The organism is Agathobacter sp. (assembly GCF_977054825.1).
In genome coordinates, this window is sequence record NZ_CDRTEH010000010.1 from 40,002 (window position 1) to 56,405 (window position 16,404).

The 16,404-nt window shown below is 43.2% G+C and carries 16 protein-coding genes; 2 read left to right on the forward strand and 14 right to left on the reverse strand.

Going from position 1 to position 16,404, the window contains the following annotated elements; all coding sequences use genetic code 11:
* Window positions 1-99: 99 nt before the first annotated feature.
* The 7 genes from ACW6PM_RS09160 to ACW6PM_RS09190 all read right to left on the reverse strand — a co-directional run bounded on the left by ACW6PM_RS09160 (window position 100) and on the right by ACW6PM_RS09190 (window position 7,371).
* Complete coding sequence (locus ACW6PM_RS09160; RefSeq protein ID WP_308668212.1) at window positions 100-903, reverse strand: shikimate kinase; 804 nt, start codon at window positions 901-903, stop codon at window positions 100-102.
* A 188-nt stretch (window positions 904-1,091) separates the two neighbouring features.
* A complete protein-coding gene (locus tag ACW6PM_RS09165) occupies window positions 1,092-2,081 on the reverse strand; it encodes a TRAP transporter substrate-binding protein (protein ID WP_456056987.1) in 990 nt (329 codons plus the stop codon).
* Window positions 2,082-2,313: 232 nt separating this feature from the next.
* Window positions 2,314-3,603, reverse strand: coding sequence for a TRAP transporter large permease (locus ACW6PM_RS09170; protein WP_456056960.1), 1,290 nt, complete (start codon window positions 3,601-3,603; stop codon window positions 2,314-2,316).
* A complete protein-coding gene (locus tag ACW6PM_RS09175; protein WP_456056961.1) occupies window positions 3,604-4,215 on the reverse strand; it encodes a TRAP transporter small permease in 612 nt (203 codons plus the stop codon).
* A gap of 186 nt (window positions 4,216-4,401) precedes the next feature.
* Window positions 4,402-5,163 (reverse strand): type I 3-dehydroquinate dehydratase, encoded by a 762-nt coding sequence (aroD, locus tag ACW6PM_RS09180; protein ID WP_456056962.1) that lies wholly within the window; start codon window positions 5,161-5,163, stop codon window positions 4,402-4,404.
* Window positions 5,164-5,222: 59 nt separating this feature from the next.
* A complete protein-coding gene (locus ACW6PM_RS09185; protein WP_308651676.1) occupies window positions 5,223-6,434 on the reverse strand; it encodes an MFS transporter in 1,212 nt (403 codons plus the stop codon).
* Window positions 6,435-6,492: 58 nt separating this feature from the next.
* The gene (locus ACW6PM_RS09190) at window positions 6,493-7,371 is read right to left on the reverse strand and encodes a shikimate dehydrogenase (protein ID WP_456056963.1); all 879 of its coding nucleotides are present in this window, start codon (window positions 7,369-7,371) and stop codon (window positions 6,493-6,495) included.
* A gap of 261 nt (window positions 7,372-7,632) precedes the next feature.
* Here ACW6PM_RS09190 and ACW6PM_RS09195 point away from each other — a divergent pair, with 261 nt between their 5' ends.
* Window positions 7,633-8,514, forward strand: coding sequence for a LysR family transcriptional regulator (locus ACW6PM_RS09195; RefSeq protein ID WP_456056964.1), 882 nt, complete (start codon window positions 7,633-7,635; stop codon window positions 8,512-8,514).
* Here ACW6PM_RS09195 and ACW6PM_RS09200 read toward each other — a convergent pair.
* A complete protein-coding gene (locus ACW6PM_RS09200; RefSeq protein ID WP_456056965.1) occupies window positions 8,511-9,392 on the reverse strand; it encodes a LysR family transcriptional regulator in 882 nt (293 codons plus the stop codon). The genes ACW6PM_RS09195 and ACW6PM_RS09200 overlap by 4 nt on opposite strands.
* 289 nt (window positions 9,393-9,681) lie before the next feature.
* Here ACW6PM_RS09200 and ACW6PM_RS09205 point away from each other — a divergent pair, with 289 nt between their 5' ends.
* A complete protein-coding gene (locus ACW6PM_RS09205) occupies window positions 9,682-11,682 on the forward strand; it encodes an oxidoreductase (RefSeq protein WP_456056966.1) in 2,001 nt (666 codons plus the stop codon).
* A gap of 170 nt (window positions 11,683-11,852) precedes the next feature.
* Here the strand turns inward: ACW6PM_RS09205 and aroE are convergent, their stop codons facing one another.
* The 6 genes from aroE to ACW6PM_RS09235 form a co-directional block, all read right to left on the reverse strand.
* On the reverse strand, window positions 11,853-12,722 hold the full coding sequence (gene aroE / locus ACW6PM_RS09210; protein ID WP_117690667.1) for a shikimate dehydrogenase: 870 nt from the start codon (window positions 12,720-12,722) through the stop codon (window positions 11,853-11,855).
* A gap of 89 nt (window positions 12,723-12,811) precedes the next feature.
* Entirely contained in the window at window positions 12,812-13,276 is a 465-nt protein-coding gene (locus ACW6PM_RS09215) for an NUDIX hydrolase (RefSeq protein ID WP_456056967.1), read from the reverse strand.
* A 108-nt stretch (window positions 13,277-13,384) separates the two neighbouring features.
* Window positions 13,385-14,446, reverse strand: coding sequence for a DnaJ C-terminal domain-containing protein (locus ACW6PM_RS09220; RefSeq protein ID WP_456056968.1), 1,062 nt, complete (start codon window positions 14,444-14,446; stop codon window positions 13,385-13,387).
* Between the two features lie 121 nt (window positions 14,447-14,567).
* Entirely contained in the window at window positions 14,568-15,041 is a 474-nt protein-coding gene (locus ACW6PM_RS09225; RefSeq protein ID WP_308499990.1) for an Hsp20/alpha crystallin family protein, read from the reverse strand.
* Between the two features lie 133 nt (window positions 15,042-15,174).
* Window positions 15,175-15,759, reverse strand: a complete 585-nt coding sequence (locus tag ACW6PM_RS09230) for a hypothetical protein (RefSeq protein WP_456056969.1) — start codon at window positions 15,757-15,759, stop codon at window positions 15,175-15,177.
* A 15-nt stretch (window positions 15,760-15,774) separates the two neighbouring features.
* The gene (locus ACW6PM_RS09235; protein WP_456056970.1) at window positions 15,775-16,401 is read right to left on the reverse strand and encodes an ATP-binding cassette domain-containing protein; all 627 of its coding nucleotides are present in this window, start codon (window positions 16,399-16,401) and stop codon (window positions 15,775-15,777) included.
* Between the last annotated feature and the right edge of the window lie 3 nt (window positions 16,402-16,404).

A 16,404-nucleotide genomic window follows, 5' to 3' on the forward strand; every position in this document is an offset into this window, starting at 1 on the left:
CTTCAAACAAGTTCAATGTTTACTGAAGTATTTGAACAAAAAACAGCAACCGGTCTGCTAACCGGCTGCCGCCTTAATAAGTGCTGTGCTATTCCTGTATTATGCCTGTTTATTGTCCTGCTCATTATCAAGTGCGATAAGCTTTGCAATGATTTCCTCGCATATCTGTGTGACATTCTTGCCATCTGTAGCAACTGTTACATCTGCCACTGCCTCATAGCGCTCCTTTCGCTTTTCCATAAGGCCACTGATATACTCAACATTCATGTTGCCATTTAGTATCGGGCGCTCGTCACTGTCCTTTACTCGCTCGTAAATAGTCTCAGGCTTTGCTGTAAGAAGAACTACACGGCCGTTTTTCTTCATATGGTCTGCGTTTTCCTCTCTCATGACAACACCACCACCGCAGGAAACGATGGTCTGCTTTCTCTTCTGAAGCTCTATAAGTGTGTTGCTCTCTAAGTTTCTGAAATATGCCTCACCGAACTCATCGAATATTTCTGAGATTGACATGCCACGATTCTCAACAATCATCTGATCCATCTCAACACGGTCCATCTCAAGCTTATCCTTTAATTCTCCCGCTACAGTGCTTTTTCCGGCACCCATGAAACCAATCAGGAAGATATTGTAATCAAAGAGGCTCTTTGCCTGGATACGGCGGCTGTTCTTCATGATATATTTGAAAATATCAAGTATCTCTTCCTCAAATTCATTGTCTCCAAGCTTTGCCGCAAGTGCATCTGTCTGCTTTTTCTCCTGCTCCGGCTGTAAGATTGGGATTCCTGTTGCCTTCTTGTATGATATAATCTCCTGAATGTGTGACATTCTGACTGCAAGCTGCTCTATTATTATATCGTCACATTCCCCAATCTTTGCGCGGATTTCCTCGATTTTGTCCATGGTGTGTCTCCTTACTTATGTGTGGTTTTCATATTGGATTTTGATATTTAAGCGAAATATCGTCAAATTATATTTATTATAACTTTACGTTATAGTATTTCGCATTTTTGATAACCACAAATTTCTTAGTCATAGTATAACAAGACTTTACCAATTTATCAAGCAAAATATTTTAATGCTTTAAAGTGTTATTGTGCCAGATATGCATCCACAATATCAGACGACACATTTTTCTCAATCGACTCATATATCGGCTGACACTCCTTGCGAATCTGCTCATGCACTTCATCGCTTAAAGTAATGATTTGTGTGCCGCTGTCCTCGATTGTCTTTATCTTTGATGCAATTCGCTCGTCAGACTGCTCTCTGGCGTACTGTTTTGCTGTCTCGGCTGCCTCACGGATAATCTGCTGCTGCTCATCTGTCAGTCCTTTCATGAACTCCTCGCTTACTATAAGCGATATCAGATGTGGCAGATGATTTGTCTCCACTACATAATCCTGCTGCTCGTAGAGCTTATTGGATACGATTACCTCGTATGGATTTTCCTGCGCATCTATTGTGCCCTGCTGTAAGCCGATATACACCTCCGAGAAGGTCATCGGTGTCGGGCTTGCTCCGAGTGCCTTCCAGTAAGCCATATGGTAAGAGTTTTCCATGGTACGGATTTTCTGCCCCTTAAAATCAGCAAGGCTTTCTATCTTTTTGTTTGTTGTCATGACACGGAAGCCCTGGTCTGCATATCCCAAAAGCTCGTAGCCGCCATCATTGTAGACCTGCTGCATGAGCTTCATAAACTTTGGATTGTCCACATGCTCACGCACCTCATCGATGCTGTCAAAAAGTGCCGGCATATCAAATACTGCAGTATCCTTCATGAAAGTAACCTGTGGCGCAGTATTCTGCACTACAAATGGTATATCTCCATCCTTGCACGACTCGAGAAGCTCTCTATCTCCGCCGAGCACGCTGTTTGGATATACGGTTATCTTCATCTTTCCATCGCTTAGTCTGTCCACTTCATCGGCAAATTTCTCTGCATATATCTGTGTCACGGTATCCTCAGGACTTGAGCTGCCGAGAGGCCATGCGTAGCGCTGTACCTCATCCGAAGCATTGCCAAAGCTGTCTGAGCCGCCGCACGCGGCAAGTCCTGTTGTAAGCGAAAGTATCATCATGACGGCTGCAGCCTTTCGCCACAATCTATATTTGCTATACAATCTACGCGGTTTATTATATTTACAAACTTTTTTACATAAAAACAAGCCAAATCTATTCATATTTCTCTCCGATTATAATTACAAGTATATATGCCGCTACTGTTTTACTTACATTATCTTAAATCATATAAAATCATATAAGCATAACAAACTGCATATACCTCTACCTTCCATCAATCCCATCTCAATCTTACAGTAAGCACAGACTGATTGCCGGAATAAATGTAAGAAGCAAAAGTGCCAGTAGGAAATATCCTATCATAGGCGCCGCCTTCTTTGCTATCCGCATGACCGGAACATCCGTCAGTGAGCTTGCCACAAACAGGTTCACTCCTATAGGCGGTGTGACAAATCCGATTGCAAGGTTTACGATCATGACCACACCAAAGTGGACCGGGTTCATTCCGATGCTCTGCACAATTGGAAGCAGGATTGGGCTTAAAATAAGAATAGCCGGTGTGGTATCCATAACCATTCCAACAATGAGCAGGAACACATTTATCACGATAAGAAGCACTATTTCATTTGTGAAATGTGCGAGTATCCATGCGCTGACAGTCTGTGGCACCTGCATGAGTGTGAGCACGCGTGAAAATGCGGTCGATGCCGCAAGTATAAACAATATAGGTGCGTATGTCTTCATCGCCTCCACCATGATGCCCCATATCTCTTTTACCTTTATGGATTTGTAAATAAAGATACTAACAATAAGTGCATAAAATACTGAGATTACCGCTGCCTCTGTAGGCGAAGCTATACCGGCATAAATACATCCAAGCACTATAACAGGGCTCAAAAGTGCCCATATACTGTCCTTCAATATGTTAAAAAGTCCCTTGCTTCTAAGCTCTGAGACCTTTGCATTTATTTTTTCCTTGTCCTCTCCATAGCGCTTGCAGTGATAATATGCATAAAACATGAGAAGCGCTCCAATCAAAAGTCCCGGAATGATTCCTGCGAGGAAAAGGTCACTGACTGACTCTCCTGTTGCCATCGCATACATGATAAAAGGTATGCTTGGCGGTATGATGACTCCAAGTCCTCCGGCAACCGCAACAATTGCCGTTGAAAAATCCTTTTTGTAGCCCAGCTCCATAAGAAGCGGAATGGTCATGCTTCCGACAGCCGCAACAGTTGCAGGCGCAGAGCCGGAAATCGCTCCATAGAACAAGCAGGTGATGATAACCGCACATGGGATTCCCGCGGTTCTTTTTCCTATAAAATACACAAAAACATCGAACAATTTTTGTGAGATTTTGCCATGTGCCATAACGATTCCGGCAAGCACAAACATAGGCACCGCTAAAAGCGGGAAGCTGTCTATACCACCGAGCATCGAGCGGACAACATAGCTGGCACTGGCTGTAAAAGACGGGTCAAACACGCCCGGCAGCACTGCCACTATTCCAAGGGAAATAGATACAGGAATAGCAATGACCAGACATATCACAAACAATATAAAAACTACTACTGCTGACATCTATTTCTCCTTTCTCTCATCCTCTAGTTTCTTTTTAAGTGTTTCCATAAGCTCCTTCTCACGAAACTCATCCTCAACAACCGCTTCCTCTATGACAGTGGCAATATTGCCCTCCTCAAGCGGCTTGTTGTCTTTTCCGAGGACGATCTTCCACTCGCCAAACCATCTCTGCGCGATGCGGAAGGCTGTAATGATAAAGCACACAAACGGTGCGGCCTGCACATAGTACATAGGGATACCGCAGGCAGGACTTACCTGACCGCTTTCTATCGTATTTTTCAGATATATGAATGAATACGGTATCAGATATACGAAAAACACAAACTCAACTGTCAGATTTAATACCTTCCAGAGCGATTTTCCTCTCTTTGGAAAAAGCTGTATAAACTGGTCTATTTTTATAGATATGCATTTTCTGGTACAAAGGCTGACGCTTAAGAATGCCGACCATATGAAAAGATACCTGGTGATTTCCTCCGACCATGATAATGACATGCCAAGGATGTATCTGGAAAACACCTGAATACCCATGATAAGCGTCATCGCAATCAGGAAAATGACCATTAAAAACTCTTCAAGATATTCATCCAGATAGTGCAGTATTTTCTTCATGAAATATCCCCTTTCCGTGAATAATTATACGTGTTATTTTAACTGAATTATTGCTTATTTTCCACGTAAATATTCACATTTTTTTATTACCATTTGTTATTATCTTTAAAAATGGCGTCACAGCACCTGGTTTACAGATGCCGAGGCGCCATTTAATTTTATCGCATGATTTTATACAAGCTGTTCTTACATGCTTTTATGAAGTAATCCAAGTACTGTAGACAGATCCTCCACTCCCATCTGACCCGGTGCTGAAGCCTTCTTTGCTGCTCCGAATGTCATTGATGAGCCAAATACCTCACCGCAGAGACGGCTGATAACACCTGTTCCTGCCATAGACATTGTGATGACAGGTCTGTCGGCATAGTCTGTTACCATTTCCTCTGTAGCGGAAAGAAGTGTGAGTACGTCACGCTTATTCTGTGGCATAACTGCGATCTTAGGGATATCTGCTCCCATATCCTGCATTTTTCTGAGACGATAGATGATGTCTGCTTTTGCAGGAGTCTTGAAGAAGTCATGGTTAGATGCTACTACCTTGACACCTGCTGCATGTACTCCGTCGATGATCTGCTTTACGATCTCATCGCCTGTGAAGATCTCCACATCTACGAAATCAACGTAGCCTGTCTGTGCTGCTTTGATGTTGAGCTTAGCATATGCCTCAGGCTCGATTGCTTTCTCGCCGCCCTCTTTTGAAGTACGGAATGTCATAAGGATCGGAATATTTCCGAGAGCGTCACGAAGCTCCTTTAATACTTCCTCAACCTTGTCAAACTCGAATACGTTCTCGAACCAGTCAACACGCCACTCTACAACGTCTACAGGGATAGAGTCAAATGTCTTTGCCTCTGCGATGATGTCGTCTTTTGTAACGCCTACGATAGGAACGATGATTTTTGGTGCGCCTGCACCGATCTCAATATCTCTTACCTTAATGGTGTTCATGGTTTACGCCTTTCTTTTACTATTTTATATACAGATTATACTCCCCGGTATGTCTGTTATTAATCTTCCTGTGACAGCTCTACCATCTTAGTATAGCGCAGGTTTACGAATAATCCAAGTACCACGCCGATTGCCGTGAGCACGATGTTCATTACCATAACCTGTGATGGCTGCATCTTTGATGCTGCTGTAAGGATTGTATAGTTGCAAAGTGATGAAGCGATCATTACGAGTGCTGTTACTGTTCCCTTGATCTTAGGGAAAAGCATGTTGCATACAGATGTTACGATCTGTAAAAGTCCGCCTGCGCCTGCCCAGCCGATGATGAATGCACCAGCGATCATGAGTGGCTTTGTCTGTCCGACTAACACTACGACCATTGTTGCAAGGCAGATTACAGGGTAAACAAGGATAAATCTAACATCCTTGATCTTTCTTGTTAAAAGAGCTGTTACGATAAGAGCTATCATGGTTCCTGCTGAGTAGTATGACTGCATAACTGACGGATCAGCCCAGCCTACGTTCTCTTTTGCAAAGTTCTGTGCACAGTTAAGCCATAACTGGAAGGTTCCGGTACATGTAAATCCAATGATAATCATTGCGATTGACTCAACAGAGAAATGTGTGTGCTTTAAGCTTGCGATAAGTCCTTCTTTCTTTCCCTCTGCCTTTGCATCGGTATCAGGAAGCGGGAAGAGCATTACTAATACTAAAAGTACGATGTAGATGATTCCGCATCCGAAGAACAGTGTGTTGTATGATGTAAGTCCTGCTGCTGTTGTAGCAACTGTCATACCAAGTACGAATGGTAAAAGCATCTGTGCGATAGCGATGAAGAATTTGATTCCCATTGTTGCAACGCCCGGTGCTTTGTAGATGATCTCTGATACTGCAGGGTAAATTCCTGTATCAAGGAATGAGTTTGCAATACCGCCAATGATAGCGCAGATATATGCGATCTGGTATCCGCCATGTGTTCCTGCATTGAATGCAAGGGCAAGTCCGATCAGGTAGATAGCATAGGAGCCGCTTCCGATTGCTGTTGAGATACGGCGTCCAAGCTTATCTGATAAAGGTCCTGCAAACGGAAGTGCGATAAGACGTCCAAGGCCAAGGGCTGCTGAAATAGCTGTGATAGCCATAACCTGTACTCCCCATGAAGCTGCGAGAGCTTCCTTGATGACTGCCTGTCCGAGGATAGAGCAGCCCACTCCGTGTATAAAGTAATTTAAGTAAAGGATCAATGCGCTAGGTAAATATTTTTTATTCATCAGTGTTCTCCTTAATTTCTGTCAAAATAATTCAATGTAATTTAATTTCTGCGGCTGATTAATCATCATATCTGATGTTTAATACTTCCTTCATATGCTCGATTGGCATGTCCTTTCCTGTCCAGAGCTTGAACGCTGCTGCTCCCTGGAAAAGCATCATTCCAAGACCGTTCATTGTCTTGCAGCCCACCTCTTTTGCCATAGAACGCATCTTTGTCTCAAGTGGAGAGTAAGGTACGTCGATTACGATAAGCTCAGGACGGAAGAATGATTTGTCAGGTACTACAGACATTCCCTCGAGCGGCTTCATACCAACACCTGTTCCGTTTACGAAGATGTAGGAATCAGCCATCTCTTCTCTAAGCTTCTCCTTGTCATCAAGGTCGTAAAGAGTAGCCTTGCAGTCTGTCTTCTCGTTGATCTTTCTAACTGTTTCCTTGGCGTTTGCCCAGAACTTGTCATGGATGTTGAAGATTGAGATTTCCTTTACACCGTCAAGTGCTGCCTGAATCTCGATAGCTGTAGCAGCTCCGCCAGCTCCTGCGATTGTCATCTTCTTTCCGATAACATCGATGTCGTTATCCTTGAGTGCCTGCATGAAGCCGATACCGTCTGTGATGTGTCCTGTGAGTACTCCGTTCTCGTTTACTATTGTATTTACAGCTCCGCAAAGCTCTGCTGCCGGTGAAAGCTTGTCTAAGTACTGTCCTACAACTGTCTTGTTTGGCATTGATACATTAGAGCCTACAAGCTTTAATGCTCTGATTCCCTTAACCGCATCCTCAAGAGTGTTGTTGTCAACCTCAAATGCCAGATAAGCGTAGTCAAGTCCAAGGTAAGCAAATGCCTCATTGTGCATTGCCGGTGAGCTTGAATGTCTGATTGGGTAAGCCATAAGTCCGATGAGTTCTGTGTGTCCTGTGATTCTCTCTGCCATGATTAAATCTCCTTCATTTTAAAATGTAATAATATTGATTATTCGTATTTTACTTAGCTATGTTTTCAACGATGCCCACTTCGTTAAAAACTTAACAACCTTTGATACTGATATTATAACGCATTATTTTCGGTACTTCCAATGCTTATTTTGTTATTTTTTAATAGCTTTACTGTACTAATCATGCTATAATATACACAAATAAAGGCTATAACATTTGCAATCCATAGACTGTATCTATTATTTTAAGGAGATTTATGCATGACGCTCAATCAATTAAGCTATTTTTACCAAGCGGCAGTTCTGGAGCACTTCAATCAGGCTGCCGAAAAAATGAATATAACAGAGCCAAGCCTCAGCCGTTCGATAACTGCTTTAGAGGACGAGCTTGGTGTAACCTTATTTGAAAAGAGAGGCCGGAATGTAATTCTGACCAAGGCCGGGGAGATTTTTTTAGAACATGTGTCCACTATTCTGGACGATATAAAGAGAGCCGAGAACAAAATGCACCAGATTGCAACCGACGGCGGACACATCGATATCGCCTATGTATCACCTCTTGCAAAGGTGTTTATCCCAACTATCGTGCGCTCTTTCCTCTCCGAAAAGGAAAATAAAAATATCACCTTCAATTTCTTTCAGGACATCACCTCTGTGAATATTGATGGATTAAAAAAAGGCAGGTATGACATAATTTTCGGTTCATACTCGCCTGATGAAAATGGTATTGATTTTGTTCCTATTATAAAGCAGGAAATAGTTGCCATACTGCCTCCCGGCCACCCACTGACACTTAAGGATACCATGGAAGCCACTGATTTCGCTGACTATCCTGTGCTCGGCTATGCCAGACACTCAGGCCTTGGCAAGTACACCAGAAGCTTTTTCAAGAAGCATGATGTATCGCCAAACTTCATATGTGAGTCACCCGATGAGAACGGCATCGCCTCCCTCGTGGCACAGGGCTTTGGAATTGCGCTTGTCGCAGATGTCGATGCAATTCACCGCGATGACATCTGCATACGCCACCTCGTATCGCATGAGTCATTCTCACACACTGTCTACATGGGCTACATGACAGGCAAATACCAGCTTCCGGCTATCAAGCGCTTCATAGAGTTTGTGCGGGAAAGTTGCAGCTAGGCAGTCTCCTCGAGCACAAACCTGATAAATGCCTTCGCAACCGGTGATAAATATCTCTGCTTAAGCGTTGCCAGATACACCGCTCTCTCATAAGGAGGATTGTATATATCAAGTGTCTTTACAGAAAGTGACCGAAGTATTGGAATATCAGGCATCACAGCTATTCCAAAGCCCTGCGCCACGAGACCCGCCATACTCGAATCCTCCTCCATCTCGAAGGCCACCTTCGGAAACTGTCCTATCTCCTCAAACATCTGGTCAATGACCGGACGCAGACCGCTGCCCTTCTCAAAATAAATCTGCGGATACTCTATTGTGTCGCGCAAATCCACACTGTCCTTTATGGAAAGCGGATGGTCCATGGGCACTGCAAGCACAAGCTTCTGATTCGCAATCTTCTTAAAATCTATATCCTGTTCCCCATCCTTATAAGAAGAAAAAACTATGTCATATTTGTCATCCTTTAGTCCATCTATAATCTCACCGGTTGTTCCAACCGTAAAATGAAATTCTATATCATAATCCGGGTATGCATTGAGAAATTTACGCACCAGCTTTGGCGCGAACTCACTTCCCATCGTATATATATAAGCCAGATGTATGATTCCATGCCTGCTGCCATTGACCTCTTTAATGCGCTGCACACCCTCATTAAGCACCTTTAATGATTCCTCAACATACGGCAGAAACATCTTCCCATATCTTGTCAGCACGACATTTCTTCCCTTTTTTTCAAACAAACGCGTGCCAAGCTCCTGCTCAAGCTGTGAGATTGCATGGCTTAAAGACGGCTGCGTAATCGACAGCATCTGTGCCGCCCTCGTATAATGTTCTTCCTGCGCCAGTACCTTGAAGTACTGCAATTGACTCAGATTCATAGTACACCCCCTGTGTATTTAGTCTAAAGATAATATACACTATTTGATAGACAAAAACTATAGGTTTCGAATAAAAGATGCATTGGACATTTATATATTTTTGCTGTACCTTGAATGTAACAAGAGTGCACTGCACTTTTTGATTGTTAAAAAAATCACATACTTTGTATATCACAGCCTTTGATAACAAATATTGACAATCAATTTAATGAAACAAAACTATAATGTAATGAGAGCAATTTACACTACCGTGTGCCCACCCGGTTAGCAGATTAAGGAGAAAAATACTATGAAAAACAAATATCCACATATTTTTGAGCCAATTACAGTACGCAGAATGACAGTAAAGAACCGTATCGTCATGACTCCAATGGGAACTAACTACGGTGAGCAGAACGGAGAAATGAGCTTTCTCCACATCAACTACTATGAGCAGAGAGCAAAGGGCGGCACAGGTCTCATCATCGTTGAGAATGCAAGCGTTGACTCTCCACAGGGTTCAAACGGAACAACACAGCTTCGTATTGATTTAGACAACTACATCCCAAGACTTTTCAAGCTCTGCGAGAGTGTTCATAAGCACGGTGCATGTATCGCGATACAGTTAAATCACGCCGGTGCTTCTGCAATGAGCTCACGTATCGGAATGCAGCCTGTATCAGCATCAGACGTACCTTCAAAGGCAGGTGGGGAAATCCCAAGACCTCTCGAGAAGGATGAAATCATGCACATCGTAAAGAAATACGGTGAGGCAGCCAAGCGTGCCCAGATCTGTGGCTTCGACGCTGTTGAAATCCACGCAGGACACTCTTACCTTATCAGTCAGTTCCTTTCACCTATCACAAACAATAGAACTGACGAGTTCGGCGGCTCTGCAGAGAACCGTGCAAGATTTGCAAAGCTGGTTATCGAGGAGGTGCGTAAGCAGGTTGGACCTTTCTTCCCTATCTTCGTCCGTATCAGTGCAGACGAGCTCATGGAGGGTGGAAACACACTCGAGGATACACTTGAGTACTTAAAGTATTTTGAGAAGGAAGTCGATGTATTCGACGTATCATGTGGTCTCAACGGATCTATCCAGTACCAGATTGATGCAAACTACTTACCTGACGGATGGCGTTCATTCATGGCAAAGGCTGTAAAAGAGAAATACAACAAGCCATGTATCACAGTTGGAAATATCCGTGACCCACAGGTAGCTGAGGACATCCTTGCGGGAGGCGATGCTGATTTCATCGGTATGGGCCGTGGACTTATCGCTGATCCTGAGTGGGTTAATAAGGTAGAGTTCGGAAATGTGTGCGATATCAGAAAATGTATATCATGTAACATCGGATGCGCAGGACACAGAATCGGTCTCAACCAGCCAATCCGCTGTACAGTAAACCCTGCCGTAAACAGCGGTGAGGATTACATGAAGACAAAGGTAAACAAGCCTTGCAACGTGGTTGTAATCGGTGGTGGTACTGCCGGTCTTGAGGCAGCCTGCACAGCAGCAGAGGTTGGATGTACAACCTTCCTCATTGAGAAGAAGGCAGAGCTTGGCGGACTTGCATCAGTTATCTCAAGGATTCCTGACAAGAAGCGTCTTGCAGACTTCCCTAACTACATGATTCACCGTGCAAGCAAGCTTCACAACCTGTTTGTTTTCAAAAATACATCAGCAACAGTTGACATGGTAAAGGCTTTAAACCCTGATATCATTGTAAACGCAACAGGCTCTGTACCTACTCTCCCACCTATCACAGGTCTTCACGACCTCGTTGACAAGGATGGCACAAACGTAGCAACAGTCCTTAAGATGATTGAGCGCATCAATGAGTATCCTGAGGATATGAAGGGACAGAAAATCGCCATCATCGGCGGTGGTGCCGTAGGTCTTGACGTGATGGAATTCTTCACAGAAAGAGGCGCAGAGGTAACAATGGTTGAGATGCTTCCAATGATTGGAAACGGACTTGACCCTGTCACAAAGTGTGACACAAACGCAAAAATGGCAAAATACGGTGTAAAACAGATGACTAACACTGCTCTGCAGGAGGTTAAGAATGACCGTTTCATCGTAAAGAATCCAGAGGGTGAGATTGAGGAAATCCCATTTGATTACGGATTCATCTGCCTTGGTATGAGAGCCAACACACCTGTTCTTTCAGAGATTGATGAGGCCTTCAGTGATACCAATGTTGAAATCGTAAATATCGGAGACAGCAAGCGTGCCCGCAGAATCATTGAGGGTACAGAGGAAGGTAGAAATATCTTAAACGTGCTTGCCCGTCATGATTATTTATAAAACTTCGTAACTATTTCTGATTACCGGAATAGTTGCAAAATTCTCCTTTAAAATAATAAACCTATAAAAACTCCTAAAAAACAACAGCTCGCGGGAAACCGCGAGCTGTTGTTTTATCATATTCCTGTATAACAGGAAGCTATCTAATGATCTTGTAATAAGACTTAAATCTAGCTGAAGAACAGTTTCTTCACATCATCAACCGGCATATCCTGTCCTGTGTAAAGCTTGAATGCGGCAACACCCTGCCATAAGAGCATTCCCTTTCCGCCTACGCATGTGCAGCCTGCCTCTTTTGCTTCGCGAAGAAGCTTTGTCTCCTCCGGATTGTAAACTGCATCTGCAACTACAAGCCCCGGTCTGAAAGCTGAAAGATCTTTTACCACGCTCTGATCATCCAGAGGCTTCATGCCAACGATTGTTGCATTTGCAAAGATATCGCTTGACTGGATTTCCTCTGTCATCTTGGCTGTATCATCAATATCGTATACATTTACAACACAATCAGGAACTGCTTTTTTAATCTTCTCTGCAGTCTGTAGTGTACGCTCGAAGAAAGCATCATTTTTGTTGAAAATAGTAATCTCACGCGCTCCATCCAATGCACACTGCACCTGAATAGCTGTAGCAGCTCCGCCGCCTCCGGCAACTGTGATTTTCTTTCCTTTGATGTCGATTCCGTGATCCTTTAAGTTGTGTACGAATCCCTCACCGTCTGTGATGTGTCCTGTAAGCTTACCGTTGTCATTTACGATAGTGTTTATGGCTCCGATAATCTGGGCTGCCGGTGAAAGCTCGTCCATGTACTTTGCAGCCTCTACCTTATCAGGCATAGTCACATTACATCCACGCATGTTGAAGGTCTTCATTGCTGCAATAGCATCCTTAACCTTGTCTTCTTTTATATCAAATGCAACGTATGCATAGTCCAGACCGAGTTTTTCAAAACTGTAGTTGTACATAGCCGGTGAACCTGAATGACCGACCGGTGATCCTATGAGTGCTAATAAGCCTGTGTGACCTGAAATACGCTTTTCCATTGTAAATCCTCCTAAGTGTTTCGTTTTGTATTATGATAACTCTTTTATAAGACATGCGCAAGCACTTTTTTCATTTAAAGCGTTAAAGTTTATTTTATTCTTTTCCTCATCTTTATATATTCACGAAATACAGGTCTGATTGGATCAGAAATATCCTCCGGAATATCATCCACATCGAAAAACTTAAGCTCCTCGACTTCCTCCTCCTGGCGCTTTATGGTGCCGTGATATTTGCGGCAGATATATATAATCTCCACATTATAGACTTCATCCCCATTCGGATAGATGTAATGTGTTTCCTCGCCTGAATTGATATAAAACAGCTCCATCTCGTCTGCAACAAGTCCCATCTCCTCAAAGAGTTCTCTTTTTGCAGCCTCCTCGACAGTCTCTCCAAGCTCTATAGAACCGCCTGCGTAGCCCCACTGGTGATTGTCTGTGCGCTTTCCGAGAAGCACCTGTCCGTTTTCATTTTCAACGATAATGCTCGCTCCTGCCTGCAGTAAAGGGGCATGTCCGACCACCTTTCTAAGATCCATTATATAATTGCTCATGTTGTGTCCTTTCTTATATCTCATCAAGCAAAAAATCCGCTGTACTATAATACCTATAGTATAGCGGATTTCAAATTTGTTTTCCATATATAAAGCACATAAAATTCATCAGCTCACAGCCCTGTATTCCTCAAGCGCTTCCTTAGCCCTTGGTGTAAGCCTGCGTGGAACCGAAATCTCAACCGTCACATACTGGTCTCCCTTTACGGAAGGATTCTTCATGCTTGAAATACCCTTGCCCTTGAGACGTATCTTGCTGCCGCCCTGTGTACCTGCCTTGATGCTGCACTCCACATCTCCATAAAGAGTATGCACCCTCGCCTTACCACCGAGAGCTGCTGTCGTAAACGGAACACGGATTGTACTGTATACATTCTGTCCCTTACGCTCAAACTCCCTGCTCGGTGTCACATTTACGTTGAGAAGCACATCTCCGGCTGCACCACCGTTTATGCCCGGATTGCCCTGTCCTTTAAGTCTGACTGTCTTGCCCGACTCGATTCCTGCCGGAATATGGATGGACAGATTGGAAACCTTGCCTGTGGACGGATCCTGTAATGAAATGGATTTCTCGCATCCGAAAACAGCCTCGTCAAAAGAAATCGTAAGGTCAGCCATAACATCAGAACCCTTGCGACTCGTTGAACGTCCCCTAGCTGAACCACCTGTAAAGCTGCTCCAATCTGTACTATTTCCACCGAAGCCCCCTGCTCCACCTGTGCTGTATGAACCACGACTTCCGGAGCTGCCACCATGTGAAAACACATCTCCGAACATTGAGAAAATATCATCCATATCCCCGGAGCCGTTCTCAAAATGAAATTCCTGACGTGTAAATGGTCCACCATTTGAGCTGTATGAGCCACTGAAAGAACCATTGCCGCCAAATCCACCGAAGCCGCCCTGCGTAGCCTGTCTTGCAGCCTCCTCGGAAAAGCCATCCTGCAGACCTGCAAAGCCAAACTCGTCATAGAGCTTACGCTTTTTCTCATCACTTAATACATTGTATGCCTCCGTGACATCCTTAAACATCTCCTCAGCATGCGCATCTCCTGCATTTGTATCAGGATGATACTTCTTTGCCAGCTTACGATAAGCCCTCTTTATTGCCTCTTTATCCGCACTCTTGTTCACTCCAAGAGTCTCATAATAATCTCTCTTTGCTGCCATTATACTCACCTGCCTTTCTATTTACCTGTAACAATTTATCTTCATAATTAAACATTATAAATTACACCATATAGTATAAGCGGACTGCACAGGCAGCCCGCTTATCATTTGCAATATCTGATTATCCCTCGATTGAGATACATTTCTTTTCCTCAACCTGTGGTTTAGGCTGCTTCTTTGGAATATCCAGGCGAAGGATTCCATGCTTGAAGGATGCCTTTATGTCATCCTGCTCAATCTCGTCACCCACATAGAAAGTTCTCTGGCAGCTTCCTGAGTAGCGCTCTCTGCAGATATACTTCTTGCCATCTTCCTCTTTCTGATCTTTCTCTAAGCCTTTCTCTGCTGTAATGGTCAGATAACCATTCTCTAAAGAAGCCTTAATCTCATCCTTTTTGAATCCCGGAAGATCCATCTCAAGCTCATAGCCTTTATCGCTTTCCTTGATATCTGTGAGCATCATTCTCTTTCCGTTGTGTCCGTATAATTTCTTCTGTGCCTTCTGTACGTCCCTGTCATCAAACCAAGGATCATTGAACCATGGATTACTGAAAAAAGTATCAAATAAGTTGTTGTTTGTAGTTGTTAATAACATAGGTCATACCTCCTTATATACCTGTAACTTTCCTTTCGGAAATTTGCTTTCTTTTGTTTACAAGTATGTTATAGCACTATTATTAGCACTCGTCAATAGTGAGTGCTAATAAAAATTATAAACTTTTTATTAATTAGTTACAGCACAACCTTATCTTCTGCGGATAATACTGCAACACCATATACAGTTTCATCTTATCTACCCTGTTCCAGTCTTTCTTTGATACCTGCTGCTCATTCATTGCATACGGTATCACAAAGGACGTCTCCTCACCGGCATTAAGCTTTATCTCCAAAGCTTCCAAAGTAGGATTTAATTTAAAAAACAGTTCCATGTCATACTGATCACCATTGGTTCCCATTTGAAATGCAAGGCTTGTAAGATCAAGTGATGTTGTATCGTCCTTTACTTTGGTAACTGACAAGGTTATAAACCCCACACGCACACTGTCGAAAGGATATTCTGAACCATCATCCATCTGATGATATACATAATCCGGACATTTTTCTTTTAGGAGACTGCCATCGCCCCACTCCCATCCGGTCTGCTTTATCTCATAATTTCCAAGCTTAATAGTGTCATTTTCTGTATATGTGATGACCTTTGGGGATGGATAGCAATGATTCAGATAAACAATCCTTGCCAAAACAGCAATCATCACAATTCCTATGAGCATTCCCGAAAAAAGCCTTACTTGTTTTGATTTTCTTTGCTTCATAATAAATTCTCCTCGTCACTTCAATTTAAACCTTCCGCTGTCCACCAGATAGATTACATCGGATAGATTTTCAAGCTCATCCTTATCGTGAGAGCTAAGCAGTATAAGACTTCCTTTATCACGCATATCCCTTATGATTTCTGACAGTTTTTCCTGCCCCTCCTTGTCCAGGGCGTTAAAAGGTTCATCCAGCAAAAGAAACTTTGGTTCCTCCATAATGGCACAGGCAATACCCAGTCTCTGCTTCATTCCAAGAGAATATTTTCTATACTTTCTCTTATCCTGTGGGTTCAGTCCAACCGTTTCAAGTGCCCTGCTTATATCAACTTCACCTTTATTTATTGATGCAAGCATTTTTAGATTGTCATAGCCTGTATAACTATCTATAAAGGCAGGATTCTCAATAAGCATTCCTATCTTTTCCGGAAAAGCCATATTTTTTCCAAGCACCTTGCCATCGATACTGATGGTACCGCTTGTAGGATACATAAGTCCGCTTACCGCTCTCATCAGCATTGTCTTGCCGGAGCCGTTTACGCCCTGAAATCCATATATATTACCACTTTCCAGTGTCATGCATACATCATCGAGTACCAGAGCATCCTTTATCTTTTTAGAAACATGTTCTATCTCTATCTTCATAAA